The sequence below is a fragment of the Nocardia sp. SYP-A9097 genome (assembly GCF_009649815.1).
In the GTDB taxonomy this organism is placed as follows: Bacteria; Actinomycetota; Actinomycetes; order Mycobacteriales; family Mycobacteriaceae; genus Nocardia.
Genome location: NZ_WJIC01000011.1, coordinates 107,484 through 134,335 on the forward strand (window position 1 = coordinate 107,484; position 26,852 = coordinate 134,335).

Annotated in this window: 24 protein-coding genes and 1 pseudogene; 12 read left to right on the forward strand and 13 right to left on the reverse strand. The window is 67.7% G+C overall.

Annotated features, from left to right (window positions below; all coding sequences use genetic code 11):
• Positions 1 to 680: 680 nt before the first annotated feature.
• The 3 genes and pseudogenes from GFY24_RS22535 to GFY24_RS22540 all read left to right on the forward strand — a co-directional run.
• Complete coding sequence (locus tag GFY24_RS22535) at positions 681 to 1,244, forward strand: site-specific integrase (RefSeq protein ID WP_309231190.1); 564 nt, start codon at positions 681 to 683, stop codon at positions 1,242 to 1,244.
• A gap of 336 nt (positions 1,245 to 1,580) precedes the next feature.
• A complete protein-coding gene (locus GFY24_RS43790) occupies positions 1,581 to 2,219 on the forward strand; it encodes a glycine zipper family protein (protein ID WP_194852980.1) in 639 nt (212 codons plus the stop codon).
• 5 nt (positions 2,220 to 2,224) lie between these two features.
• A pseudogene (locus GFY24_RS22540) lies at positions 2,225 to 3,821 on the forward strand (AMP-binding protein); the annotation flags it as partial.
• 62 nt (positions 3,822 to 3,883) lie between these two features.
• Here GFY24_RS22540 and GFY24_RS22545 read toward each other — a convergent pair.
• Positions 3,884 to 4,717 carry a class I SAM-dependent methyltransferase gene (locus GFY24_RS22545; RefSeq protein ID WP_153807063.1) on the reverse strand — a complete coding sequence of 278 codons (834 nt, stop codon included), beginning with the start codon at positions 4,715 to 4,717 and terminating at the stop codon, positions 3,884 to 3,886.
• A gap of 77 nt (positions 4,718 to 4,794) precedes the next feature.
• On the opposite strand from GFY24_RS22545, the gene GFY24_RS22550 reads away from it, so the two are divergent.
• Positions 4,795 to 5,196, forward strand: coding sequence for a helix-turn-helix domain-containing protein (locus tag GFY24_RS22550; protein WP_153807064.1), 402 nt, complete (start codon positions 4,795 to 4,797; stop codon positions 5,194 to 5,196).
• Here the strand turns inward: GFY24_RS22550 and GFY24_RS22555 are convergent.
• The 8 genes from GFY24_RS22555 to GFY24_RS22590 all read right to left on the reverse strand — a co-directional run bounded on the left by GFY24_RS22555 (position 5,186) and on the right by GFY24_RS22590 (position 15,258).
• On the reverse strand, positions 5,186 to 5,974 hold the full coding sequence (locus tag GFY24_RS22555; protein WP_153807065.1) for a class I SAM-dependent methyltransferase: 789 nt from the start codon (positions 5,972 to 5,974) through the stop codon (positions 5,186 to 5,188). The genes GFY24_RS22550 and GFY24_RS22555 overlap by 11 nt on opposite strands.
• Before the next feature lie 117 nt (positions 5,975 to 6,091).
• Positions 6,092 to 6,991, reverse strand: coding sequence for an alpha/beta fold hydrolase (locus GFY24_RS22560; RefSeq protein ID WP_153807066.1), 900 nt, complete (start codon positions 6,989 to 6,991; stop codon positions 6,092 to 6,094).
• A 225-nt stretch (positions 6,992 to 7,216) separates the two neighbouring features.
• Positions 7,217 to 10,180 carry a crotonase/enoyl-CoA hydratase family protein gene (locus tag GFY24_RS22565; protein WP_309231191.1) on the reverse strand — a complete coding sequence of 988 codons (2,964 nt, stop codon included), beginning with the start codon at positions 10,178 to 10,180 and terminating at the stop codon, positions 7,217 to 7,219.
• 577 nt (positions 10,181 to 10,757) lie between these two features.
• A complete protein-coding gene (gene mshC / locus GFY24_RS22570) occupies positions 10,758 to 11,996 on the reverse strand; it encodes a cysteine--1-D-myo-inosityl 2-amino-2-deoxy-alpha-D-glucopyranoside ligase (RefSeq protein ID WP_153807067.1) in 1,239 nt (412 codons plus the stop codon).
• A 167-nt stretch (positions 11,997 to 12,163) separates the two neighbouring features.
• Positions 12,164 to 12,949, reverse strand: coding sequence for an SCO1664 family protein (locus tag GFY24_RS22575; protein ID WP_375336083.1), 786 nt, complete (start codon positions 12,947 to 12,949; stop codon positions 12,164 to 12,166).
• On the reverse strand, positions 12,945 to 13,532 hold the full coding sequence (locus GFY24_RS22580; RefSeq protein ID WP_153807069.1) for a DUF3090 domain-containing protein: 588 nt from the start codon (positions 13,530 to 13,532) through the stop codon (positions 12,945 to 12,947). Before GFY24_RS22580 ends, GFY24_RS22575 begins: the two co-directional genes overlap by 5 nt.
• Positions 13,533 to 13,559: 27 nt before the next feature.
• Positions 13,560 to 14,294 carry a histidine phosphatase family protein gene (locus tag GFY24_RS22585; RefSeq protein ID WP_309231193.1) on the reverse strand — a complete coding sequence of 245 codons (735 nt, stop codon included), beginning with the start codon at positions 14,292 to 14,294 and terminating at the stop codon, positions 13,560 to 13,562.
• A 16-nt stretch (positions 14,295 to 14,310) separates the two neighbouring features.
• The gene (locus tag GFY24_RS22590; RefSeq protein WP_375336081.1) at positions 14,311 to 15,258 is read right to left on the reverse strand and encodes an undecaprenyl-diphosphate phosphatase; all 948 of its coding nucleotides are present in this window, start codon (positions 15,256 to 15,258) and stop codon (positions 14,311 to 14,313) included.
• 275 nt (positions 15,259 to 15,533) lie between these two features.
• On the opposite strand from GFY24_RS22590, the gene GFY24_RS22595 reads away from it, so the two are divergent.
• From GFY24_RS22595 to GFY24_RS22615, 5 genes are all read left to right on the forward strand, one after another.
• Entirely contained in the window at positions 15,534 to 16,496 is a 963-nt protein-coding gene (locus tag GFY24_RS22595) for an aldo/keto reductase (RefSeq protein ID WP_153807071.1), read from the forward strand.
• 21 nt (positions 16,497 to 16,517) lie between these two features.
• Positions 16,518 to 17,561, forward strand: coding sequence for a hemin ABC transporter substrate-binding protein (locus GFY24_RS22600; RefSeq protein ID WP_153807072.1), 1,044 nt, complete (start codon positions 16,518 to 16,520; stop codon positions 17,559 to 17,561).
• Positions 17,562 to 17,833: 272 nt separating this feature from the next.
• Positions 17,834 to 18,928: an iron ABC transporter permease gene (locus GFY24_RS22605; RefSeq protein ID WP_153807171.1), complete on the forward strand. Its 1,095-nt coding sequence runs from the start codon at positions 17,834 to 17,836 to the stop codon at positions 18,926 to 18,928.
• A gap of 8 nt (positions 18,929 to 18,936) precedes the next feature.
• Positions 18,937 to 19,776: a heme ABC transporter ATP-binding protein gene (locus GFY24_RS22610; RefSeq protein ID WP_153807170.1), complete on the forward strand. Its 840-nt coding sequence runs from the start codon at positions 18,937 to 18,939 to the stop codon at positions 19,774 to 19,776.
• A 51-nt stretch (positions 19,777 to 19,827) separates the two neighbouring features.
• On the forward strand, positions 19,828 to 20,634 hold the full coding sequence (locus GFY24_RS22615; protein ID WP_153807073.1) for a class I SAM-dependent methyltransferase: 807 nt from the start codon (positions 19,828 to 19,830) through the stop codon (positions 20,632 to 20,634).
• Here the strand turns inward: GFY24_RS22615 and GFY24_RS22620 are convergent.
• The 4 genes from GFY24_RS22620 to GFY24_RS22635 all read right to left on the reverse strand — a co-directional run bounded on the left by GFY24_RS22620 (position 20,631) and on the right by GFY24_RS22635 (position 24,183).
• Positions 20,631 to 21,020 (reverse strand): DUF2568 domain-containing protein, encoded by a 390-nt coding sequence (locus tag GFY24_RS22620; RefSeq protein WP_153807074.1) that lies wholly within the window; start codon positions 21,018 to 21,020, stop codon positions 20,631 to 20,633. The genes GFY24_RS22615 and GFY24_RS22620 overlap by 4 nt on opposite strands.
• Positions 21,017 to 23,101 carry an MMPL family transporter gene (locus GFY24_RS22625; RefSeq protein ID WP_228566560.1) on the reverse strand — a complete coding sequence of 695 codons (2,085 nt, stop codon included), beginning with the start codon at positions 23,099 to 23,101 and terminating at the stop codon, positions 21,017 to 21,019. Before GFY24_RS22625 ends, GFY24_RS22620 begins: the two co-directional genes overlap by 4 nt.
• A gap of 32 nt (positions 23,102 to 23,133) precedes the next feature.
• Positions 23,134 to 23,667 (reverse strand): hypothetical protein, encoded by a 534-nt coding sequence (locus tag GFY24_RS22630; protein WP_153807076.1) that lies wholly within the window; start codon positions 23,665 to 23,667, stop codon positions 23,134 to 23,136.
• Between the two features lie 174 nt (positions 23,668 to 23,841).
• A complete protein-coding gene (locus tag GFY24_RS22635; RefSeq protein WP_153807172.1) occupies positions 23,842 to 24,183 on the reverse strand; it encodes a hypothetical protein in 342 nt (113 codons plus the stop codon).
• Between the two features lie 276 nt (positions 24,184 to 24,459).
• Here GFY24_RS22635 and GFY24_RS22640 point away from each other — a divergent pair, with 276 nt between their 5' ends.
• The 3 genes from GFY24_RS22640 to GFY24_RS22650 are packed head-to-tail and all read left to right on the forward strand — an operon-like array spanning position 24,460 to position 26,842.
• Positions 24,460 to 25,467 (forward strand): YncE family protein, encoded by a 1,008-nt coding sequence (locus tag GFY24_RS22640; protein WP_153807077.1) that lies wholly within the window; start codon positions 24,460 to 24,462, stop codon positions 25,465 to 25,467.
• Positions 25,467 to 25,730 carry a DUF5703 family protein gene (locus tag GFY24_RS22645; RefSeq protein ID WP_153807078.1) on the forward strand — a complete coding sequence of 88 codons (264 nt, stop codon included), beginning with the start codon at positions 25,467 to 25,469 and terminating at the stop codon, positions 25,728 to 25,730. The genes GFY24_RS22640 and GFY24_RS22645 overlap by 1 nt, the downstream gene beginning before the upstream one ends.
• Positions 25,731 to 25,762: 32 nt before the next feature.
• Entirely contained in the window at positions 25,763 to 26,842 is a 1,080-nt protein-coding gene (locus tag GFY24_RS22650) for a quinone-dependent dihydroorotate dehydrogenase (RefSeq protein WP_153807173.1), read from the forward strand.
• Positions 26,843 to 26,852: the final 10 nt, after the last annotated feature.

A 26,852-nucleotide genomic window follows, 5' to 3' on the forward strand; every position in this document is an offset into this window, starting at 1 on the left:
GTCCGACACGACGCACGGTATGCGATCGTCGTGGTCGACCGGAGGGTCAGCCGTGTCTACCTGATAGACCCGACAGGATGGGAACCTGATGGTTCGGGTGGTAGGTGGCGGTTTCAAGCATTCGGCGCGACCCCTCTCACCGACAAACAGGTCGCGTCTGCGGTCACGCGCGGTCATTTGCCGGCGCGGATCGGTGATTACTTTCCCGCTCCTGCTGATAGGGGTTGCACGCCCTGGAGGTTTGCGAATTCTTCGACTATATGGAACGGCCCACTATGACGGCGCCATCGATGGAGATGTGCTCAGACCTGCGTCCGGCGTGTACCGCGAGGGAAGCTGCGGAGCAGTTCCTGTGCTCGATCGACTCGTTCAACACCTTCCGCGCCTACCGTATTGCAATACTCCGGACGGTCGAGTGGGTCGAAAACCACGGTCCGGCCGACACCTATGGAACGAATCGTCTCCTGGCGTCGGTTACCCCCGAGGAAATCGGTCAGGCCATGGTTTCGTTATGGTCGGCGGCGAGGAGTAGTACCTGGAACGCGCGTCGCGCGGCAGTACTCTGCTGGTTGAGTTGGTGCCGCGAGCGGGGCTGGACAGTACCTACGGTGCCGGCAGACCTGTCCAGAGTGAAACCTTCGCCCGAGCCGGTGACTGTGACTGTGACTGTGCTTTCGCGAGTGGCGATCGAAAGTCTCACCGCCCGTGAGGCAATCCACCTGCGCGAGAAGACTCTGTGGTGGATGATCTACGAGACGTGCGCTCGCCCCCGCGAACTACTTCAGGCCGATATCGAACACCTCGACCTGGTGGAGCGTAGCTGCCGAGTGCAGTCGCGACGGTCGGGTAACGGCAGTGGCCGCCTCGTGGAGGCGACAGTGCATTGGGGGCCGATGACCGACCAGTTCCTTCCTCGGTTACTGCGGGACCGGACGCAGGGCCCGGTATTCGTCACGCACCGTCGGCCCCGCGCGGGCAAGTTCGTGGGCTGCGGTGATCTGTGTCCTCACACTGGTCTGGCGAGGCTGTCGTATGACCAGGCCAGATATCTGCTCGACAGCGTAACTGCGGTGGACGGACTCGGTACCGGATGGAGACTGCATCACCTTCGTGACTCGGGTTTGGCCCATCTTGCTGCCTCGGGCATCGACGTGGATGAACTCATGAGCAAGGCCCGCCACAGCAGACCGGGCCAGCTCCGCCGTTACGTGATGCCGTCCGAATCGAAGCTCATGGAACTGTAGTCGTGCGCATTCGTACTCAGGAGAAGACATTCGGACTCAGCAGAAGGGTCGGTCAACCGCGGTCGACTCCACCGAATCGGTCATGCCGTCATCGAGCAAGACCGGCTCTGTTCGGGAAACTGGCCTGGCGGGCCGCGAAGCCGAGCGGGATCAAGGCACGGCGGATCGGCGCAGGCAGTTCTGGAGTATCCGGACGGCGTGTCGGTTTGAGTCTGTTACGCAATTCATCACAATTCGAAAGAGAGGTCATTCATGGCAGCACGGCATGTGGGTTGTTCGACCAGGCGATTCGGGTGTGCTCGATCGTTCTTCGTCCTCGCGGCGGTTCCGTTGTCGATGACGCTGTTCGAGATCTCCCCGGCCTTGGCGGAAGCGAGCAATCCGCCAACGGCGACCAGCCGCAACGATATGAGTGGCAAGCGGCCTGTGCCTGATGGCAGCCTCGCGCCGGTCGACCCGTCCAGTCTGCACCTGCCAACTGCCCTCGCCCTGCCCGTCGCGCCGATCCAGGCGCAAGACGGGACCATTCGTATCGGCTCGGTTTCGATCGGACGGCCGGACTGGGTCGATCCTGGGCTGACCGCAGGAATCAACGACTCATACGGGCAGACGGAGGCCATTTTGGCCCAGGGATTCGACTCGCTCGGATTCGCGCCGACGCGGTCGGACCGCATGGCCGCCGACGCTCTTGTCGGTGCACTCGTAGGCAATTTGGTGGCGGGGGCCGTGATCAGCCCGTTGACCTCCACCGGTGCAATGGTCGGTGCCGCCGCCGGTTTCATTGCCGGCATCCCCTTCCTCCCAGCGGGTTTGGTAGTCGTACCGGTAATCGGCGCTGCCATTGGTGCCGCAGTGTTCGCGATCCCTGCGGCCGTGGTCGGCTCGGCGATCGGGGCGGGTGTGGGTGCCCTTGTTGGTGCGTTGGAACCCGCGGTGCCGAACCTGCCCGCCGATCAGACGCCGCTGGACCTATAGCCACTATTGGTGCGCAGCATGCCGGGGCGACCTCGTTCTCGGTGTACAACACGCTCAGTGCGCAACAGTTGAGGTATGTGTTCGAGAATGCTCGGAATCGTATTGTGCTGTGTGAAGCCCAAATACGTGGACCGGATTCGTGCTTCGGGAGTGCCGATCGAGACCATCGTGTGCGTGGACCACCCGGTGCCCGGGACTTTGACGGTGGCGCAACTGACCTCGCTGGTGCGGCACGACTTCGATTTCGACGCCACCTGGCAGGCCGTCACACCCCAGGACATCGTGACCCTGTGCTACACCTCCGGCACCACGGGCAATCCCAAAGGCGTGGAGATCACGCACGCGAATCTGGCCTTCGAATGTCGGGCGTACGCCTCGGTGATGCCGGTTGAATTCGGGGATCGGATCACCTCGTATCTGCCGAGCGCGCATATGGCGGACCGGGTTACGAGCCTGTATCTGCACGAGTTCTTCGGCAGTCAGATCACCACCGTGCCGGATCGGGCGCAATTGGGGGCCGCGCTCGTCGACGCGCGGCCCACCATTTGGGGTGCGGTGCCGCGGGTGTGGGAGAAACTCGAAGCGGGCGTGGAGTTTTCGGTCGCCAATGAGACCGATCCCGCTCGCAAGGCCGCGCTGACCTGGGCCCTCGAGGTCGCCGGACGCAAAGCCGCAGCGGAGTTGGCGGGAGTGCCGCTCGATGATGTGCAGGCCGCCGAATGGGCCAGAGCCGATGAACTCGTACTCTCCGCGATACGCGCCGAACTCGGACTCGACCAACTCCGGTGGGCGCTCTCGGGCGCCGCGCCCATTCCCGCGGAAACACTCGGGTTCTTCTTCGGGCTCGGTATCGCCATCTCCGAAGTGTGGGGCATGTCCGAACTCACCTGTATCGCCAGCGTCAGCCCGCCCGGCGAAGCGGTGCTGGGGACCGTCGGAAAACTGTTGCCCGGACTCGAATCCAGAATCGACGAGGATGGCGAATTTCTGGTGCGCGGGCCCTTGGTGATGCGTGAATATCGGTGCGAGCCCGGAAAAACCGCTGACGCGCTCGACGCGGACGGCTGGCTGGCCACCGGCGACATCATCACTCAGGACGACCGGGGTTACCTGCGGGTGGTGGACCGCAAGAAGGAACTCATCATCAACTCCGGTGGCAAGAACATGTCCCCGGCCAGTATCGAGAACACCATCAAAGCCACCACCCCGCTCATCGGAGCCCTGGCCACCATCGGCGACCGGCGATCCTACAACACCGCACTCATCGTGCTCGATGCCGAATCCACCGAACCCTATGCCGCACAACATAATCTGGCCGACGCCTCCGCGGCCGCGCTCGCCGCGCACCCCGACCTCATCGCCGAGATCGCCCACGGTGTCGCCGCCGGGAACGCGCACCTGTCCCGCGTGGAACAGGTGAAAAGGTTCATCATCCTGCCCACCTTCTGGGAACCCGGTGGCGATGAGGTCACCCTGACCATGAAACTGCGCCGCAACCCCATCGCCGACAAATACGCCGCCGACATCGAACGCATGTATGCGGTCGCACTCGCCGACGGAGTACACGAACCTCTCTCAGAGCAGGCCCCCGCGACGGCGTGAAGCTCACGGCCGCAACCGAACTAGCGATCCGAGAACCATCCTGATCCAGGATGGGCCGGCGATCAGGCGTGGGCTTCGACCATCCAGCAGGCGGCGGTGTAGCGGACCTGATCGCCGTGCACGAACGGGTCGAATGCCGCGCGCACGACCTCGATCACCCGGGCGCGGGTCTGCTCGTCGGTGTCCGGGAGGGCCAGCCCGACGGGGCCGAAATTGGTGAAGTAGTGGATCAGCGCGTCCTCGGGCATCACGCACTCCACATCGGCGCGATGAACGCGGATATCACCCCAGCCGCTCTCGGTGAGAATCGTGCGCACGCGCTGGTCATCGGCGAAGGCGAACTGGCCGGGCTGATTCGGTTCGCGTGCGAGCAGATTCGGCAGCAGTGGCGCGGCGGCGCGTTCGGCGGTGGTCATGAACGGGTTCTCCCGCACGCCCCGCCACACCAGCATGCGCAATGCCGCACCCGGGCGGGCCGCGGCCCGCAGGTTCGTGAACGCGGCCACCGGGTCCGGGAAGAACATCACTCCGAACCGGGACATGATCAAATCGAAGGACGCCGGTTCGAACACATAGGTTTGCGCGTCACCGAGCAGGAAACTCACCGGCAGATCCGAATCCTGGGCGTGTGCTCGTGCCGCGTCGATCATCGGTGCGGAAATGTCCACGCCCACACAGCTACCCGGGGTACCGACCCGGTGTGCCGCGGCGAGAGTGGTGGCACCGCCGCCGCACCCCACATCCAGAATCCGCGCGCCCGACCCCGCGAGCACCGGTTGCACCAGCAACTCTTCCAGGGGTTTCATCACCTGGTCCAGCAGTCCTTGCGACTGTGCCCATACCTGCCCGGAGCGGCCGTTCCAGCGGGTGTTCTGCTCATCGGTCTCGGTAGCCATGGGGTTCTCCTTTACGTGCCGGGAACTTCGGTGCCACACTCCACCATGTCAGTTCAAGCCGACTTGAGGTCAAGGGGATGAACGTGGATATCGGTGAAGTCGTCGCCCGCTCGGGCGTGCCCGCGTCTACGCTGCGCTACTACGAGGAACGCCACCTCATCCGCTCCACCGGCCGTCGCGGGCAACGCCGTCAATTCGCGCCCGAGGTCCTGCCGCAACTGGCTCTCATCGCCGTGGGGCGTACCGCCGGGTTCTCCCTCGACGAGATCGCCCGCATGTTCACCGCCGACGGCCACCCGGCGATCGACCGAACCCAGCTCACCGCCAAGGCCGACGACCTCGACCACACCATCGCCCGGCTCACCACCATCAGCGACGCCCTGCGGCACGCCGCTGCCTGCCCGGCCCCCAGCCACATGCAATGCCCCACCTTCCGCACCCTGCTCGCACAAGCCTCGGGCATCGCGCTCACTTGGTGACGGCCCGGAAAACCAAGGTGCGCAACGGCATATCGAACTCTCCTGCCGCGGTCTCGGGACAGGTCCGCAGATAGGAGGTGATCCGGTCGAGCACTTCGGCGCGCTCGGCCGCGGACACCACCAAAGTGTGGGAATGGGTGCCGATCGTCGCGGTCAAACTCTCGGCAGTGCGCCGCTGCACATGCGGAAAATGCGTGCGCTCGAACGGATGGAACAGCGGATGCGCCGGAACCCGCTCCGCCAACGACCCCGCGGAGGACACCGAGGACCGGGACACCCGATCCAACCCGGCGACCCACTCCACCGACGTGTCATGGGCGTTCCAGAACGCGGCTACCACTCCCCCGGGGCGCAGCACCCGCGCGATCTCCGGTAGCGCCCGCCCGGGGTCGAACCAGTGGAAAGCCTGCCCGGCCACCACCGCATCCACCGAATCATCATCCAGCGGAATCGCTTCCGCCGTCCCCGCCAGTACCCGCACCTCCCGATAGCGGGCCGTGAGCGCCGCACACATCTGCGGGTCCGGGTCCACCGCGGTCACCCGGGCACCCGCCGCAAGCAGCACCCCGGTCAGCTTGCCCGTTCCCGCCCCCAGATCGAGCACCTCGAGGCCGGCGCGGTCGTGCGATTCGACCGCGCCGGACACCGGTGCCAGCGCCCACCGCACACCCGCTATCGGATAATCCGGCCGATGCGCGTCATACCCGGCCGCCGCCGCCCCGAACGAGCGCGCCCGGCGCGCGAACAACACCGAATCGTGTTCCCTGCCATCACCCATCACACCACCCCGATCTGTCAGGCACTCGCGTGTACTGCGACTGATCGGACCACACCGGGCCGGGGCAGGACAGCGAATATCCGCCGAGCCGCAGGAAATCGGTCGGCGGAAGAACGCTCAGCGAGAGTGGGCGTGCAGGTGCGGTATCAGGTGGGCGGCCGTGGCAGTGGGATCTTCGGCGTGCAGGAAATGACCCGTGCCGGGGATTTGGGCGGCGAGGGTGCCGGCGCGTTCGGCCAGAATGCGTTGCAGGGCCGGGGACATACAGCCGTCATGCTGACCGGACAGGGCCAGCGTGGGCAGCGCGGCGGGCGATGCCAGCAGCAGGCGGTGGAACCGGCGGGTGGGCGCGCGGTGCACGGTGAACAGGGAACGGTAGTAGCGGGTGGCCGCCCACGCGGTGCCATGGTGGGTGAAAACCCGTGCGGTGGGCGCGAAATCGGTGTCGGTGAAATCCCAATCCGGGGACCAGCGATGCCACAGCCGGCGCACGAACGCCGCGTTGTCGCGGGTCAGCAGGTGCGGGGACGCCGCGGATTGCATGAGCGGGATATAGGAGGACATCAGCGTTTGCCGGGGCAGATGGCGGGCCGCTGCGGGAGCGAAACCGCCCCCGAACGGCGGGATCGCCAGCAGAGTCAGCGAAAGCCATTGGCGGGGTTGGCGTTTGGCCTGGATCATGGCGGCGAACGCACCCCAATCATGGCCCACCAGGTGCGTGGGCGGGCCGCCCAGGGCGCGATGCCAGGCGGCGATATCGTCGGCGACCGCGATCAGGTCGTAGCGGGCGGTGCGCGCGGCCGAATCGAGGGTGTAGCCGCGCAGCCACGGGGTCAGGACCTGGAAACCGGCATCGACCAGCAGCGGGATCACCCCGTCCCAGGAGTGCGGGGTGTCGGGGAAACCGTGCAGCAGCATCACCAGGGGGGCGTCGGCCGCACCGAAATGCCTTGCCGAGAGCAATAATCCGTCCCGCCGCAACTCCAGCGTGGACTCGGCGTGATCAGCCGATGTCATGAAAACCTCTCCTCGAGCGCGGCCCCACCCGCCGCAAGCGGAGGAAGCCGTGGGGGCACACCGCCATTCGGTGCGCCCCGGACGTACTCGCCGAATCGTCGAGTACGGTTGTGCGACAACATATTCCACGCGACCGCGCACCGGGCCGGAATCCACGCACCGGCCGGTCTCGATCCGGCCAGTGGGATTCGCGGCTCGCGCACCGCCGCGCGGGGCTATCGTCGCTCAGCGGCCACGCCAGACGGGGACGCGTTTCTCCACGAACGCGCGCATACCCTCCCCGGCATCCTCCGAGGACAGTGCGGCCGCGGCGACCTGACCCTGGCGGGCGAACGCCTCCGCACCGGACCAATCCGGGGCCTGGTCGATGATCTGCTTACCGGCGTCGATACTGAGCGGGGCATTCCCCGCGATCCGCTCGGCCAACTCCAGGGCCGCTTCCAGGGCCTTGCCGGGCTCGGCGATCTGGTTGATCAACCCCAGCTCGGCGGCGCGCACGGCGGTAATGGGGTCACCGGTGAGGGTCAGCTCCATCGCGATGGCACGTGGCAGCCGCTGCGACAGGCGCAGCACCCCGCCACCGACCGCGACCAGACCGCGCTTGACCTCGGGGATACCGAAGGTCGAATTCCGTGCCGCCACAATCAGATCCGCCGTCAGAGCGAGCTCACAACCACCGGCCAGGGCCGGCCCCTCCACCGCGGCGATGAGCGGTTTACGCGGCGGGGTCGACACGATACCCAGAATGCCGCGCTTCTCGGTCACCGGCACCTCACCGCGCGCGGCTGCCTTGAGATCCATTCCGGCACTGAAATATCCGCCCGCACCGGTCAGAATGGCGATACGCGCGTTCGGGTCGGCCTCATAGGCGTCGATGGCGCGTTCCAAACCCAGCGCGGTGGCCAGATCGATGGCATTGCGCACCTGCGGGCGATTGATCGTGATGATCATGACGTGCCCGCGCCGCGAAATCAGCACCGGAGCCGGCGGCGGGGCGGGCAACTCGACCGGGTCGGTGCCCGTCACCCGCACGGTGTCACCGGAGACGGTCACCGGCAGGCCCAGCCAATCGCCGTCGGTCAACGCGGTCAGCGTGCCGGAATCGGTGGTGCGCACCAGGATTCGTTCACCCTTGTCGTTCAGGACGCTCAGGATCGCCGCCTCGGGCGCACCGTCGCGGTCGAAGGGCAGGGTGTACGCCTCCACCACCGCGGGGCCCTCGTATCCGGTGCGGGCCGGGCGGGTGGGGGGATGCTCGATCACCGGAGTCAGATGCCGGTACGCGCTCTTGGGCGGGGTCGCCGAATACACCCCGATCGCATGCTTGGTCAGATACCAGCCCAAAGACGTTGCCAGACCGAAGGATTCGGGTTCCGCACGCAACCGCCCCACCAGGGTCGCCACCGCATGCCCGCCGTAGTTGTTGCCCGGACCGCCACCGAAGGTCAAACCACCGGTCACCGACAGCGGCCGTTTCGGATCATCGACGGCCACACCCAACTCGCGCGCGGCGATCTGCACCGCCACCGGGAAACACGCGTACAGATCCACATGCGCGATCTCCTGCATCCCCACCCCGGCATGCTCGAGCACCGCCGCACCGAGCGCGCGAATCGCCGGGGACGCCGCCAATTCCGCGCGCTCGCTCACGAACCACTCATCGCTACCGGAGGCCCCCGCGTGCAGGAACACCCACTTGTCCTGCGCGATCCCGGCGGCTTCGGCGGCCGCGGCACTGCACATGATCACCCCACTGGCCATATCGACCGTCAGGTTCGCGCACTCGAGTTTGGTGTACGGGGCCGAGATCATCCGATTCGCCTCCGAGACCGCCGCGATCTCCTCGGCCGAAAGCTGCTGCGGCTGCCAGGCATTCGGATTGCCCGCCGCCACCGCCGAAAACCGCGACCACAATTCGGCCACCGCGCGCGCATGCTCGGCGGGCGTGCGCCCCAGCCGATGCCGGTTCGCCGACTCCAACAGCGCGTACATATTGGTCGGGGCCAGCAGTCCCGTCGCGGTCTCGGCGGCATTATTGGCCGGCTTGTCGATACCGACCGTGCGCGTGGGCCGCACCCCCGCACCCTGCACCGGCCAGTCGAGTTCGATCCCGGCGCGCTGGGCCGCGGTCTGCGTGGCACCGGCCTCCGCGCCTGTCACCAGCACGAGGTCATAGTCACCGGCGGCGATCGCGGCCGCGGCCTCATTGATCACCAACTGCCCGCCGTCCCCGCCGAAGGGACTGGACTGCACCGTATCCACCGCACCCGCACCCACCGCGGCCGCCACCAACGCCCCCAGATCCCCGTACTGCCAGGACGTCGGCGCCACCGAGAACACCGCGTCCGCACGCTCGAGCAGCCCCGCACCGGCCCCGGTATCGGCGGCCGCGGCCCGCAACGCGCGCACCGCCAACTCCGACGGATCCGGATATCCGGAATCAGGGGTCCGCAACACCACCTGGCTCACCCCCACCAGCACCGGGGTCGTGGGAGCCAGCACCGCACCGGAGGCCTTGTGCCGCACCGCCTTGCGCGCCGGGCGGGCCGGCTCGGTCGCGGCGGCGGAGATGATCGCGGGTAACGCCGCCAGCGAATCACGCAGTGCGTCACCGAGACTGCGTGCCACCGTCGCACCGAGCGGACCCTCGATCGGCTGCCCGGCCAACCCCGCATCCAGGTGCACGATCGCTCCGGAACCGTCGCCGGTCACCGTGATCCACAGCCCCAACAGCAACCCCTGCGGCCCGGTGCCACGCATATGCAGACCCGACTCCGAAACCTCGAGGACCGTCCACCGCAGATCCGCCGGAATCCCCATGAACTCGGCCACCTGCGCGAACTCCCGGCCCGCCACGGCCTGCCCCGGCGCCTCACCCCGCCAACCGGCATGGAAGGTGATCCACTCCGGAATATGCTGCAGCCCGGTCAAATACGCGACCACCCGCGCCGCCCCGGCCTCCACCCGCTGCGACGCGTACGCCGACCGAGTGAACTCGCCCAACCCCGCGGGCGGCACACGCTCCCCCGCCATCTCGACGGGCTCGATCGACTCCCCGCGCCCGGTGAACCCTGCCACCAACTCCCGCACAATCCGCGGATCCCGGCGCACCGCCCCCAGCAGATCACCACCGGCCCGCAATTGTCTGCGCACAGCACGGAACTTGTCGAACCCGGGTACCGCGGTCACCGTCGAACCTCCCCATTGAGGATGAGAACCAAAGCCTCACCGTATCGCCCAAACCCGGCAAACGGGAGGCCCGATCCACTCGGGAGCCCACCCCTCGTCGCGAACGTGCATCCCCGGCGGCGACCTTCGGCGTGTTCCCGCCATGAATGCACCGTCGCGGTCCGCCCCTGGGTAACAGCACAATTCGAGTACCGGACGGATGTCGGCCGCAGCGGACCGGTGTGGCGCGAGCGAAGGCGATCGCCCGGTGCGTCACCGGGGTAGGTGCGGTGACCAACGACCGGCATCGTCACGGCCGCACTCTCGCCCGCCCCCCGGCACCGCACGATTCGGGTGCCGATCGGTATTCGCCAGGGCATGTCGGCTCACCCGAGAGCGAATCGCCCGGCCGAGTGTGCGGCTGTGGCGGCGATATGGGCGGATTTCCCGCCACCATTGCATACTCGGCGGAGGGCGCAGTGGCTGCCGACTGCCGCTTCCGTCGCAAGGCGCTTCGGCGGCGAGTGCGCGATGTGTATCGCGCCGCTACACCCGCACACTCGACGGAGCGAGATGCGGGTGCTGGTGGCAGGGCGGGTTAGAGCTGGATGCCCAGCAGGGCGTCCACCGCGTCGCGGATCAGGGCCGGGGCGGAGGGGTCGGGGCCGCCGTAGGTCAGGGCCTGGGTGGCCCAGGCGTCCACCGCGGCAAGGGCTTTGGGGGTGTCCAGATCGTCGGCCAGGTGCTGGCGCAGGCGGGCGAGGGTGTCCTCGGCGGCCGGGCCCGAGGCCACGGCGGTGGCCGAACGCCAGCGGTCCAGTCGCGAAAGGGCTTCGGCGAGAACGGCATCGGACCATTCGCGGTCCTGACGGTAATGCCCGGCGAACAGGCCCAGGCGGATGGCGGCCGGGTCGGTGCCCGAACGGCGCAGCTTGGACACGAAGACCAGGTTGCCGCGGGACTTGGACATCTTCTCCCCGTCCAGGCCGATCAGACCGGCGTGCACGTAGTGGCGGGCGAAGCGGCGGCCCTTGACCAGGGCCTCGGCATGCGCGGAGGAGTACTCGTGATGCGGGTAGATCAGATCACTGCCGCCGCCCTGAATATCGAATTCGGTGCCGATGCGGTTCAACGCGATCGCCGCGCACTCGATATGCCAGCCGGGACGCCCCGCCCCGAACGGTGCGGGCCAGGACGGTTCACCCTCGCGCGCCGCCCGCCACAGCAGCGCGTCGATCGGGTCGCGCTTGCCGGGACGGTCCGGGTCACCGCCACGTTCGGCGAACAGCCGATCCATGGTGGCGCGGTCATATCCGGACTCGTAGCCGAACTGTTCGGTCGCGTCGTGCCGGAAGTAGATGTCCGGATACTGCGGATCCTCGACCACATACGCCGCGCCCGAGGCCAGGAGCTTGTCGACCAGGTCGACCACTTCCTGCACCGATTCGATCGCGCCGATGTAGTGCGCGGGCGGCACCACGCGCAGCGCCTCCATATCCTCACGGAACAGGTTGATCTCGCGGGTGCCCAGATCGCGCCAGTCGATACCGTCGCGGGTGGCGCGCTCGAACAGGGGATCATCGACATCGGTGACGTTCTGCACGTAGTGCACCTGGTGTCCGGCATCGCGGAACAACCGGTTGACCAGGTCGAAGGTCAGGTAGGTGGCGGCGTGCCCGAGGTGGGTGGCGTCATAGGGGGTGATGCCGCAGACGTACATGGTGGCGGTCGCGCCGGGGGTGACCGGGCGCACCTGCCGGTCTGCGGTGTCGTACAAACGCAACGCCGGTCCGGATCCGGGGACGGTCGGGACAGCGATATCGGACCAGGACTGCATGAATCGAGGTTAACTGTGCGACGGGCGCCCAAGGCGCCCGGCCCCGTTCACCGGTCTCCGGGCAGCTCGGGGCAGGTGCCCGCCGACCTGGACCGCAACGGTGTTCTCGCGCACGTCAATGGTTGAAATCATGATGCAGGCAACGTTTTCACCCCGCGTCGCAGCGGTCAGAACGCGGGCCAGGGGATCGGGCGCTGACTCGACGGCACCGGCATCACCGGCCGCTGCAGCAACTCCTGCCCGCGTGCCTCGAGGGCCCGCACTTCGGCGTCGGTGATCAACTCCGACAGCCGGGTACCCAGCTCCCCGGGCAGCGCCTTCACCAAAACCGTGATGTCGGTGAGCAATTCGTCGGGCAGGGCTTCCCCCGCCCACCCCCACAGCACCGTGCGCAGCTTGGGTTCGGTGTTCAGGGCGATACCGTGATCGACCCCGTACACCCGCCCGTCGACCCCGCACAGCACATGCCCGCCCTTGCGGTCGGCATTGTTGATCAGCACATCGAGCACCGCCATGCGCAGCAACCGCGGATCGGTCGCGTGCACCAGGGACACCCGATGCCCCGACGGATCCAAGGCCCGCAACACCTCTCGGAAGCCGTCCGGGACCTGTCCGACCGGTACCAGATCCACCAGCTCCGGGCCGTCTTCGAGGGTGTCCACCCACCGCTGCACCATGCCCGGCCCATACGGTCCCTCGCGCAGTACGGTTTCGGGAATCACCCCCCACCCCAGAGCCTGCGACACCAGATACGAGGCGACTTCGCGTTCGGCGAGCGTGCCGTCCGGGAAATCCCACAGCGGGCGCTCCCCGCGCACCGGTTTGTACACCACCCGCAACGGTTCGCGCCCGTGCTGTTCGGCCTCGCACACCAGCGTCACATTGCTGGCGGTGGTGACCTGCCCGATCACCGTCAGTTCGGCGGTGCGCAGCGGGTCGTTCGACACATCAATCCTCTGGCTCGGTGGTGGCGCCGAAGATCTCGCCACGCTTGTACCCGTTGGTGCGCACACACATATGACCGTTCGGCGACAACGGCTCATTGCACAGCGGACACGGCGGCCGCCCCGCCGCGATCACCCGCGTGGACCGCAACGCGAATTCGCGGGCCTGCACCGGGGTCAGGAACACCCGCACCGCGTCCGGGCCCTCCTCGGTGTCATCGAGGACCACCGATTCGTCCACCTCGGTTTCGGTGATGGCCAACAACTCCACCACCACGGCGTTGGCGTCGGCATCCCAGCCCAAACCCATGGTGCCGACCCGGAATTCGGCTTCGATGGGGGTGGCCAGCGGCGCGATATCGGACACATCGGCGGGCTGCGGCGGCACCGGGGTGCCGAAGCGGCGCGCCACCTCGTCCAGCAGCAGACCCATCCGATCTGCCAGTACCTTGACCTGCTGCTTCTCCAGCAGCACGCTCACCACGCGCGGATCCTGCACGGCCTGCAGATAGAAAGCGCGATCGCCGGGTTCACCGACGGTACCGGCGATGAAACGATCGGGGGTGCGGAAAATATGGATTGCTCGGCCCATGGCACCTCCTCCAAAGCTCACTCACCACTAAGACTCGGGGCGCTCCGTAACCCCATTATCGTCACTGCTGGTATTGCCCGTTTCGCCACCGGGCACCGGTCCCGATCTCGATTCGCCGCCGGTTTGCGGCGAAATCGCCGCCAGGGCGGACAGATCCGAGCCGGTGTCATTCAAACGCCACACATACGGGGCGGTCGGACTGTAGCGGACCACGCTGATCGACGCGGGCTCCACCACGATCCGCTGGAAACCGTCCAGATGAATTCCGAACGCGTCCGCCAAAAGCGACTTGATCACATCCCCATGGGTGCACGCCACCCACAACACATCGCCGCCGTGTTTTTCTGCCAATATCCGGTCATGTTCGCGCACAGCGGAAACCGCGCGGAACTGGACCTGCGCCAAACCCTCCCCGGAGGGGAACACCGCACCCGAGGCGTGCCGCTGCACCACCTTCCAGAGTGGTTCGCTCACCAATTCACCCAGTGCGCGCCCGGTCCAGTCGCCGTAGTCCACCTCGAGCAGGCGCTCATCGGGTTCGGCCTCGATCCCGAGCTTGTCCGCCAGCGGCGCGACAGTGCGCTGACAGCGCAACAACGGTGAGGTCACGATGGCCTCGATCGGCAGCGACCCCAGCCGCTGCGCGACCGTCTGCGCCTGCTCGCGCCCACGGTCGGTGAGATCGACGCCGGCGCTACGCCCGGCCAGAGTGCGGGCAGTGTTCGACGTGGACACGCCGTGCCGCAACAGGATCACCGTCACCGGAACAGCCTACGTGTTACGTCGCGGCGACGACGCCGGTCGCCAGCAGCACCATCATCGTCAGACCGAGCACGATCCGGTAGCCGACGAACCAATCCAGGGAGTGTTTGGTGACGAAACGCAACAACCATGCGACGGAGGCATAACCGACCACGAACGAGATGACCGTGGCCACCAGAATCTGCGGACCCGAGGCGTTGAGGCCCTCACCGGCGGGTTCGAAGGCATCGGGCAGGGAGAACAGACCCGAGGCCAGCACCGCCGGAATCGCGAGCAGGAACGAGAACCGCACCGCCGCCTCACGGGTCAGGCCGATGAACAGGCCCGCCGAAGAGGTTGCGCCCGAACGCGACACGCCCGGGATGAGCGCCAGGCACTGGGACAGGCCCATGATGATGCCGTCACGGGTGGTGAGCTGTTCGATGGGACGGCGCTTGCTGCCGTAGTACTCCGCGGCGGCGATCACCAGCGCGAACAGGATCAGCATGGTGGAGATGAGCCACAGATTCCTTGCGCCGGTACGGATTTGGTCCTTCAACAGGAATCCGATGACGCCGATCGGGATGGTGGCGATGATCACATACCAGCCGATGCGATAGTCCAGATCGCGCTGGGAATCGCGATCCAGCACATAGCCGCCGGGAACATCGTCGCGGTATACCGGCAATTGCGTGGTCGGCTGATCGTGCAGCGGCACCCGCACCGGGGCGCGACCACTGATCTTCTCGAACACGGTCCCGAACCACGCCTGCAGGATGCGCCAGATGTCCTGGGCGAAATACACCAGTACCGCGGCCTCGGTGCCCAATTGGGTGACCGCGGTGAACGACGCGCCCGCATCGTCACCGAAGAACACCCCCGACACGATGCGCATGTGCGCCGAGGACGAAATCGGCAGAAACTCCGTCAAGCCCTGCACCAGACCCAATATCAGCGCCTGCATCCACGTCATCGACTCGCCCACGCACACCCTCCAGTCCCGAATCGTCGGCTGCCGGTGGACAATTCGCCCACGCACGGCGTGATCGCCGCGTACGCCGCAGGCGACCCTACAGGGCGGCACGCCGGAGGTGGGAGCCGAAGCGTGCGAGCGCCGGCGCAGCGGGGTTCGCGGTGGTGAGAGCGCCGATCGCGGCGGTGCGCGACGGGCGCGCGCAGGCCCGGCGCGGCGAGGCATAGCGGGGCGGACGGGACTTGTGCGCTTAGGCTGACGCGTGTGACGAAAGTGCATGTGCGGTGATGGAACAGCGGACGGTGGGGCGCAGCGGGCTCCGAGTCTCCCGGCTCGGACTGGCCACCCACACCTGGGGCCGGGAGACCGACGCCGACGACGCGGCAGCGCAATTGGCCGCCTTCGCCGAGGCGGGCGGCACCCTCGTGGACACCTCCCCCGCCTATGGCGACGGTGCGGCGCAACACATTCTCGGACCGCTGGTGCGCGAACTCGGGCGCGAGGAGTTCGTGCTGAGTGTGTGCTCGGGACAGCGTGCGGCACATACCGATCCGGCCGCCGGACCCGCGCCCACGAGTGTGCGCTGGCGGGTCGATGCCTCGCGGCGCACCATGATGCGCCAACTCGATCAGACCCTGGGATTGCTGGGCACCGATCACCTGGATCTGTGGACCGTGGCCGCCTGGGATCCGCACACCCCGCTCGAAGAGGTCGCGGCCACACTGGAATACGCGGTCCGCACCGGACGCACCCGCTATGCCGGAGTGCGCGGCTACGACGGCTGGCAGCTGGCGACCCTGGCGTGCGCGGCACCGTTGACCGCCGCGCAAACCCCGTACTCGCTGCTGGCGCGCGGCGTGGAACACGAATTCGTCCCCGCCGCACAGCATCACGGGCTCGGCATCATCGCCACCGCGCCGCTGGCGGGCGGCATCCTCACCGGCAAATACCGGGACGGGGTGCCCGCGGATTCGCGCGGCGCGGACGAGGCGACCGCCGCGGAGATCAATGCCGGCCTGGACGATCGGGCGGTGCGCGTGGTCGATGCCGTGGTCACCGCCGCCGACGGACTCGGCACCTCACCGCTGGCGGTGGCGCTGGCCTGGATTCGGGACCAGCCCGGGGTGGCGAGCATGATCGTCGGCGCCCGCGATATCGGCCAGCTCACCGGCGTACTCGCCGCGGAAACCCTGGAGTTGCCGCGCGCCATTACGGCCGCTCTGGGCGACGTCAGTGCACGCACCGAATGAGCGATGGCTAGCCTTACCTGCATGAGGTGTCTCGTGCATGCCCGATCAGCCGTTCTGCTGCGCACCGTCGCGGTGCTGCTCGGCGGCAGTCTGCTCCTCGGCGCCACCGCCTGCACCGGCACCACCGGCCCCACGGTCGCGGGGCAACAGGGACCCGCCACCGCCACCGTGGGCGATGCCGACCCGGTGCCGATCGGACCCGAACCCACCCCGGCCCTGCCGGTCACCGTGCACAACTACGACGGCGGCGAGGTGACGGTCACCGACGCCGGCCGCATCATCGCCGTCGACCGCTCGGGCACATTCGCCCAGACCGTGTACGCGCTCGGCCTGGGCTCGAAACTGGTGGGGCGCTCCACCTCCGCCGCGTTCCCCGCGGTCGAGGATGTACCCAACGTTGCCGGTGGTTCGGGCAGCATGAGCGTGGAAGCCATTGCCGCACTGCGGCCTTCGGTGCTGCTCACCGACAGCACCAGCGCCACACCGGTGATGCGGGACCAGTTGAAGGCCCTGGGAATCCCTACGGTCTACCTCGATCCCGCGCGCACCATCGACGGTGTGGGACCGCAAATCGAAGCGGTCGCCAACGCCCTCGGTGTGCCCGAGGCGGGAAAGAAGCTCGCCCAGCGCACCAAGGACGAGATCGCCGCGGCCACCGCGACGGTGCCCGCGCAGGATCCCAAACTGCGGATCGCGTTCCTGTACCTGCGCAGCACCGCCATCACCATGATCGCCGGACCGGGCTCGGGCGCGGACTCGCTCATCGCGGCCCTGGGCGCGACCGACGCCGGCACCGCGTCGGGGGTGAAGGAGCCGTTCATTCCGATCACCAGCGAAGCGCTCATCGCGGCCGCGCCCGACGTGCTGCTGGTCATGTCCGACGGCCTGTCCTCGGTCGGCGGCGTCGACGGCCTGGCCAAGATTCCCGGCATCGCCCAGACTCCCGGCGGTAAGAACAAGCGCGTGGTCGATATGTCCGACGCTGTCGTATTGAGCTTCGGCCCCAATACCGGTCGTGTCGTGGCCGCCCTGGCAAAGGCCATCTACGGCAATCCGACGGCATGACCGACACACCCCCTCCGCACCGCCTGGACCCGCAGGATTCGACCGTGCCCCCAGCGAATTCCCCCGCCCCACCGGATGCCCCGGCGGCGCACCGGGGTTCGCCCGATCCGGCCGTCGGTACGAAGAACGCGGCCGCAGCGGGATCGGACGGCGACCGGCGTTCGCCGGGTACGGAATCGGTCGCGGCGGTGCGGAACGGCGACAGCCCTTCGACGAGTAGGGATTCGACCACACCCGATGCGGCTGTGCAGTCTGTGCCGCAATCGGCGGATTTGACCGCCGCGGTGGATTCGATTGCGGTGCACGGCAAGCCGGTGACCGGGCGCAGCGGTTCACGCTCGCGCACCACGCTCATCTTCGCCGGGGCCCTGCTGGCGCTCATCGCGCTCGCGCTGATCTCGGCGGCCGTGGGGCAGGTGCCGACCACCCCACTCGAGGTGGCGGGCAGCGTCTTTCACCGGATCGGACTCGACTGGGGGCCGATGCCCGCACACCCCGCCGGCGATGTGACGTTGTGGGAGGTGCGATTCCCGCGCGTGGTCATGGCCATGCTCGTGGGTGCCGCACTGGCGACAGCGGGTGCGTTGTTGCAGGGCGTGTTCGCCAATCCTCTTGCCGAGCCCGGAGTGATCGGTGTCTCGGCCGGAGCGGCGGTCGGCGCGGGCACGGTCATCGTGGTCGGCGGGACCTTCGTGGCGTCCTGGTCGGTCGCTGCCGGAGCGTTCGTGGCCGGACTGCTGACCACCCTGCTGGTGTACGTGCTCTCGCGCTCCAACGGCCGCACCGAAGTGGTGACGCTCGTGCTGACCGGTGTGGCCATCAACGCCTTTGCGGGCGGACTGATTTCATTCCTGCTGTTCAGTGCCTCCCCGGCCGCACGCGATCAGATCGTGTTCTGGCAGATGGGCAGCCTCAACGGAGCGACCTGGCAGTCCGTCGGGGTGGTCGCGCCACTGACCGCGCTCGGTGTGGTTGCCGCGATACTCATGGCCCCGCGTTTGGACCTGCTCGCGCTCGGTGAATCCGCGGCCCGGCACCTGGGTGTGGATGTGGAACGCCTGCGCCGCAATGTGATCGTCGTGGTCGCCGTCCTGGCCACCGCCGGTGTCGCGTTCACCGGCATCATCTTGTTCGTGGGTTTGATCGTGCCGCACCTGGTCCGCATGATGGTCGGCCCCGGCCACCGCATCCTGATCCCGCTCTCGGCGATCGTCGGCTCGGTCGTGCTGGTCGCCGCCGATATCGGTGCCCGCGCCCTGGTCCACAATGCCGACCTGCCACTGGGCATGCTCACCTCCCTGGTGGGCGGACCCTTCTTCTTCTGGCTGCTGCGGCGCACCCGCGCCCGTTCGGGAGGCTGGGCGTGAGCACTGTAATGCGAAGTATCACCGGCGTTTTCGCGCGCCCACACGAACTCCCCGAAACCCCAGCCCCCGGCGCGGTCACCCTGCGCGCTCGCGGGGTCACCCTGGTACGCAACGGCAACCGCGTCCTGGACGGCGTCGACTTCGAGGTCATCGCCGGCCAGATCGTCGCCCTCGTCGGCCCCAACGGCGCCGGCAAATCCACCCTCCTATCCGCCCTGGCCGGTGAACTCGAACCCTCGCACGGCACCGTCGAACTCGACGGCAAACCCCTCGGAGACTGGGCACCCCTGGACATGGCCCGCCGCCGCGCGGTCCTGCCCCAGAACCACACCGTCGGCTTCCCCTTCACCGCCCGCGAAGTAGTCGCCATGGGCCGCGCCCCCTGGGCCCGCACCGACCGCCAAGACCTCGACGAGCGATACATCGCCGACGCCCTCGCCGCCACCGACGTGGAACACCTTGCCGCCCGCCCCTTCCCGGCCCTGTCCGGCGGCGAACGCGCCCGCGTAGCCCTGGCCCGCGTCCTGGCCCAGGACACCCCCACCCTGCTCCTGGACGAACCCACCGCCGCCCTCGACCTGGGCCACCAGGAACAAGTCCTGCACCTGGCCCGCCAACGCGCCACCGCCGGAGCCGCAGTCGTGGTGGTCCTGCACGACCTCGGTGTAGCCGCCGCCTACGCCGACCGAGTAGCCGTGCTGGACTCCGGCCGCATAGCCGCCGACGGCCCACCCCGCCAGGTCCTGACCACCGAACTCCTCACCCACGTCTACAAACACCCCGTAGACGTCTTCGACCACCCCGCCACCGGCGCCCAACTGGTCCTGCCGGTCCGCGGCCGCGCCTGATCGGCGTACGCTCGGCCGACCAGGCATTTCCCATCGCCGAGAGATGAATTCATGGCCACTGACAGTGTGTTCACGGGCGAGGTGGCGAAGTTCTACGAAACCTATATGGTGCCGCTGATCTTCGAGCCGTATGCGCCGGTCATGGTTCGGCAGGTGAGGTCGCCGGAGATATCCGAGGTGCTGGAAATCGCGGCGGGAACGGGCGTGCTGACCCGCGCCCTGGCGGACCGATTGCACGAGCGGGCCTCCATTGTGGCGACCGATCTCAATCAGGCGATGCTCGACCAGGCTGCCGCGATCGGCACGGCCAGACCGGTCCGATGGCGGCAGGCGGATGCGATGCGGCTACCGTTCGCGGACGCGAGTTTCGATGTGGTCCTGTGTCAATTCGGTGCGATGTTCTTCCCCGACAAGGTGATTGCGTTCGCCGAAGCCCGGCGTGTACTGCGGCCCGGCGGGCAGTTCGTCTTCAGCACCTGGGATTCGATCGCGGAGAACGAATTCGCCGATACGGTGACCACCGCCCTGGGGGAGATGTTCCCGGCGGATCCGCCACGCTTTCTGGCACGCACCCCGCACGGCTACCACGAACCCGCGGCGATCACCGCCGATCTGGTTGCGGCGGGCTTCGGCACCCCACCGCGGATCAGCACCGTGACCGCCCGCAGCCGGGCGCACTCACCACACATACCGGCCATCGCCTATTGCCACGGCACCCCGCTACGCGATGAAATCGAAGCCCGAGGCGATCTCGACGCGGCGACCGCGGTCGCGGAACAGGCTCTGGCGCAACAGTTCGGCAGTGGCGCGGTGGACGGGAAGATCCAGGCGCATATCGTCACGGTCGTGAATCGCTAGTCGGTGGTGGCGGGCTCGGGACCGAAGGTCGCCTCGGCCGTGTACACCTGGCCCCACAAGATGCGCAGTCCGGCATTGCCCAGCCACAACAGGAACAGCCCCAGACCGGCGATCGGATGCCAGGCCGAGCCGAGCAGGATGCTCGCGCCACCGAACCAGATGATCTCGAGGACCGCACGCCTCCAGCCGCGCAACGGGATTCGCGCGTCGTGGGCGGCACCGAAGACCGCCCACACCGCGACGAAGACCGCGAGCGCGAGGACCGCGGCCAGGATGCGCAGGATCAGCGGGGCATCCAGGGACAGGCCCCAGGAGATGGCCGCGCCCAGCACGCACAGCTCGAGCAGGAACATCAGGAGCAGGTTCGCGCCCTTGAGCACAGTCACTTCCACACCAATTTCAACACGGCCGGGGTGAGCAGCATGCGGATCACCGTGGCGTCCAACAACAGTGCCGCGATCATGCCGTAGGCGATGTACTTCATCAGCACCAGGTCGGAGAATCCGAAGGCGCCTGTCACCACGATGAGAATAGCGGCGGCGGAGGTGATTACGCCGCCCGTGTGCGCGATTCCGTACCGGATGGCCTCCTGTGCGGACGCGCCCGCGGCGCGAGCCTCGGACATCCGCGATTGCAGGAACACCTCGTAGTCGGTGGACAGGCCGAACAGGACCGTCACGATCAACACCAGCACCGCGAACATGAGTGGGCCGGGGGTGAAGTCGAACATGTTCGCGCCGTGGCCCTGGACGAAGATCCAGGTCAGGATGCCCAGGGTCGCGCCGAGTGAGAGTGCGCTCATGGCAACGGCTTTGACCGCCAGGACCAGGGAGCCGAACGCGGCGTACATCAGGGCCAGCGCGGCGGTGATCAGGATCGCGGCCAGCAGCGGCAGGCCCTTGATCAAGCCCAGGATGCTGTCGCGTTCGAGCGCGGGCACCCCCGCCACCATGACCCGCACCCCGGGCGGTTGCTCGATCCCGCGCAACGCGGACATGACGGTGTCGGCGTCGCGTTTGTCGACCAGGCCACTGCCCAGTACCGTCACCGCGTCCTTGGTGGGTGCGACCGGATCGAACGGCCCGGTCATATGGGTCGCGCTCACCTGATTGGCTGCATAGCGAATATCGCTGAGCTGCTGCGGATTCGCGCCCACCACCACCAGTTTGAGTGGTTCGGTGCGGAATTGCGGGAACAGGCGGTCGAAGTCCTGCTGGGCCACGCGCGCCGGATTGCCCGAGGCCAGATAGCGCTCGGACAGCCCGCCGAATTCGATACTGCGGAACGGCAGGATCAACGCCAGCAGCATCAGCACGATCGGGGTGATCACCAGCCACGGTTTGCGCATGGCGAAAAGCGCCAGCCGGGAGAAGAATCCGGCATCGATCTGCTCGGCGGTGCGGATACTGGCCAGGCGATGCCAACCCCACAGGTCGATACGACGGCCGACAATGCTCAACGTGGCGGGCAGCGCGGTCACCGACAGCACCGCCGCCAACAGCACCGAACTGATACCGCCCAGGGGCACCGACCGCAGGACGCCATTGGGGTAGATGAACAGCGCGCCCAGGCTCACCGCGATGATCGCCGCCGAGAACAGTACGGTCCGCCCGGCGGTGGCCACGGTGCGCGCGGTGGCCTCCTCCACGGTGCGCCCGGCCGCGAGCTCTTCGCGGAACCGGGTCACCGCGAACAAGCCGTAGTCGATGGCCAGGCCCAAACTCACCAAAGTCACTACGGCGGAGGCGAATACGTTCACCTGGAGATGATCGGTGAGTATGCGCATGATGCCCTGCGTGCCCAGGATCGTCATCCCGCCGATCAGCACCGGCAGCAGCGCGCCGACAATGCCGCCGAATACGAAGTACAGCAGAATCGCCACGATCGGCAGTGCGATCAACTCCGCGCGGTGGATGTCGTTCTGCATACCGGTGTTGATGCCCTCGACCACCGGCTGCATGCCCGCCAATTGCACGGTGGTCCCGCCCGGCCCGGAACCCGGTGCGCCGGCATGGAATTCGTTCTTGACGGCCATGTAATTGTTCACCGTGTCGGTGCCGCCGCCGCCACGTAATCCGATACTGGCGAAGGCGTGCGTGCGCGAGGAGTCGGCGAACTGGCCCATGAGCGCGCCGTCCCAATACGAGTCGATCTTGAGGATCTGCGCGGAGTGACTGTCGCGCAACCGATTCAACTCCGCCACGACCGCGGTACGCACCGGTTCGTCATCGAGGGTGTGCCCCGCGGGGGCGGTGTAGAGCACGATCAGATCGCTGTCGGTATCGCGCCCGAAGGTGGAGTCGGCGAGTTCGGATGCGGCCACCGATTCGCTGGACTCGTCGAACCAGCCCTCCTGGGTCAGATGATCGCCCAGATCGCGCCCGTAGAATCCAGAGGCCAGAACCACCAGGGCGAAGAGCCCGAAAACCAGGTACCGGTGGCGGTGGATGAAACGTCCCCACCGCATCGAACGTGCACTGTGCGAGCGGGTTTCGAGCATCAGCCGCAGGCCGGGGTGCGGTAGTCGGCCGACCGCAGAATCCCGCACAGATCGGTGCGGGAGATCTTCCAGCGCCCGTCCTTGTTCACGAAATGCACCACCGTAGTGCGCACATTGCTGCCGGTGCCGTCCTTGTCCAGGCTCAGCGTCGCGGTCAGCGTGCCGTCGTGATTGTCGAAAACGGGATCCTTGACCCCGTAGACGGCGCGCGGATTGTCCTGCAGCGCCTTGTACATGTCCGGAATGGCGTCCTTGAACGCCTCCCCGTCCTCGATGAGCGCGGTGCGATCGGCATCGGGCAGATTCGGATCCAGCGCCGACTTGATCTGCGCGTCCAACTCCGCCGCGGTCGGCAACGGCGGCCGATTCGCCACCGACGCGGCGGCGGCCTGCGAGGAGGAGCTCAGCGCGGCATACGCCGAGGAGCGTGCCGCGGCCACCGACGCCTCGTCATCGGAGCCACCGCAACCACTCACGGCGACGCCCAGGACGGCGAGAATCAGTGCTGCGGCGGCCGGTCGTCGAAAAGCCATCAACTTCCTCATGCTCGAACTGCGGGTGCTTGCCCACAGTCAATCATGCGCACGCCGCGAACCTGACTGGTGAGTCACATACGCGAGTGCGGGTGTCGGCCGTCATGCGCCGCGCACCGGCGCCGGTGCCGGCCCGCGGTCGGACTCGCACCGCGCACATCCACCGTGCCGTGGTCACATGCCTTCGATGACCGCGCTCAGGCGGCCCAATAGTGCTCGTACCGTCGTGGCCTCGCGGGGCTGAGCCGCGGGCACCGGCACCGCTTCGGGGATGAGATCGCGGACCAGGGCGATAATGCTGCGCTCGTCGTCGAGATCGATATCGGTGACCCGGGCCTCGGCCACAGCCACCACATCCTCGGTGGCGGGGACCTCGGTCTCGAGGTCGGGACGGTAGATCTCCAGGGTCAGCGTGGCCCGCACCGTCCGGAAGGCGAAGGAGCGCCCGTCCCCGGTGACACCGAAACCGTGAGCGTAACGGCCCACGGTGACATCCTCGACGGTGAAACCGGGCATCGCGAAGCCCGATGTGTGGTCGGTTACCAACGAATCTCCCTGTCAGCGCCCACTATTTACATTCCACGGTAACCGTTGCCCCCGACAACCCCGCCGAAACCCCATGTCACGTCATGAAACTCACCGCGGGTTCCCGGCGCGCCGCGAAACCCGTCCCGGCGCACTAGCGCATCACGGCGCGCCGGAAGCAAGACCCCGCCCACCGGGCGTGGTCGGGCAGCATGGTCAGATTAGGGAGCACGCATAGATTTGTCGGTCAGGTAAGGAGTTCGCTGCATGCGCCGTCGCGGCTGGATCCGGTCGGCCCTCGCGGGTGCGGCCGTGCTGACGTTGCTGGCCGGATGCTCCTCCGGCGAGGGCGGTGGGGACAAACCGACCATCGCAGCCGCCACGCCCGCCGCCGCACCCGCGGTCACCGGCACCCCGACCGGGGAGGTGCGGGCGTTCGCCGCGATCGGCGCGCTGCTGGCCGAACCGTCCACCGGTGTACTGGCCGTGCTCACCGATTCTGGTAAGACCCTGCAGCTGATCGACAAGAACGGCACCCGCAAGGTGGAGTTGCCCGGTGTCGCCGCCTCGCTCGCCGCGGGTAAGCCCGGCGAGATCCTGATCGCGGTGCCCGGCAAGGTCATTCGTCTCGACGCCGCCACCGGCAAGGTGAGCGAGGTCGCCGTCGACGGTGATGTGCGCTCGGCCGCCCTGCGCGCCGACGGTGACCTCGTCGCCGGCCTGGCCACCGGCAAGGTGCTCATCCTGGCCCCCGATGGTGCTGTGCGCGAAAGCATTTCGGGCCTGGTCTCGGCCGATGCCATCGACACCAGCACCGATACCGTGGTCGTCCTGGACCGCCGCCAGACCGCGCTCACCGAGCTGAACCTGCCCGATGAGCGCCTGGGCCTGACCCTGCGCACCGGTGACGGCGCGGCGAATATGATCGGCGATCACTTCGGCCGGCGCATCGTCACCGACACCGCCGGTAACGAACTCCTCGTCTACACGGCCGATCCTTTGGTCCTGCGCCAGCGTTTCCCGGTAGGCTCTTCGCCCTACGCACTCGCCTACGATCAACGGTCCGAGACCGTGTGGGTGACGCTGACAGGCAGTAACGAAGTCGTCGGCTACGACCTGTCGACGGGTATACCGGTAGAGGTGGGGCGCTACCCGACGGTGCGCCAGCCCGATTCGGTCACCGTCGACGCTCGCTCCGGTGATCTGTTCGTGGGATCCGCGACCGGTGACGGTCTGCAGCGGATCACCGCGGACCAGCGGAAGAGAGGGCAGTGATGGCTCGGGCCTCACAATCGGCGCGGCATTCGCGCGCACTACCGGCCGGCTGGGAGGAGACCAGTGACGAGTACGAATACGTGCCGTTGCGACTACCTCCCGAGATGAATCGCGTGACCGCCTCCATGCGCCTGGCCATTCAGGCCGAATTCGGTGGCTGGGAGCTGTCGCGGGTGCGTGCCTACACCGACGGCAGTCGTCGCGTGCTGTTGCGCCGCCGCAAGAGTTCCCTGCTATCCCCGACACCCGAGGCGGTGATGTAACCCGCATGTCCCACTCGACCCCAGCCGAGCGCCTGTATGGGCTGCTGTTGAAGGTGATGTTCCTGCTCCCGCCGGAACGCATCCACCACCTCGCCTTCGGCGCGATGAAACTGGCCACCCGGTTCGCACCGGGCCGCTGGCTCACCTCGAAACTGCTTGTCGCACATGATCCGGTGCTGGCCTCCCGCGTGTTCGGGGTCGACTTCCCGACCCCGCTGGGGCTGGCCGCCGGATTCGACAAGAACGCCGAGGGCGCCGAGGCATGGGGTCCGCTGGGCTTCGGGTACGCCGAGATCGGCACCGTCACCGCGCAGGCGCAGCCCGGTAACCCCGCACCGCGACTGTTCCGGTTGCCCGCGGACCGGGCGCTGATCAATCGGATGGGCTTCAACAATCACGGTGCGGCGCAGGCGGCCTCGCATCTGTCACGCCGGCGCGCCGGGGGGATTCCCATCGGCGCCAATATCGGCAAGACCAAGGTGGTCGAGGCCGCGGACGCCGCCTCGGACTACGCGACCAGCGCCAAACTGCTCGGCCCGCTCGCGGATTTCGTTGTGGTGAACGTGAGTTCGCCCAATACGCCCGGACTGCGGGATCTGCAGGCCGTCGCCTCGCTGCGCCCGCTGCTGCAGGCGGTCCTGGATACGGTGTCGGTGCCGGTGCTGGTCAAGATCGCCCCCGACCTGTCGGACGAGGACATCGACGCGGTCGCCGATCTGGCGGTGGAATTGGGGCTGGCCGGAATCGTGGCCACCAACACCACGATTCGGCGCGACGGGCTCAACACCCCGGCCGAGGAAGTGGCCGCGCTCGGTGCGGGCGGGCTGTCCGGGCCGCCGGTGGCCGATCGTTCCCTCGAGGTGCTGCGCCGGTTGTACGCGCGCGTCGGTGATCAGCTGGTGCTGATCTCGGTCGGCGGTATCGAGACCGCCGAGCAGGCGTGGGAGCGGATTCTCGCCGGAGCCGCACTGCTGCAGGGGTTCACCGGATTCATCTACGGTGGGCCGTTCTGGGCCCGGCGTATTCACCGCGGCCTGGCGGTCGAACTGCGGGCGCACGGCTACTCGAGTCTGAGTGAGGCCGTGGGCGCGGGGCACACCACCCGCGCCTGATATCGGCGAT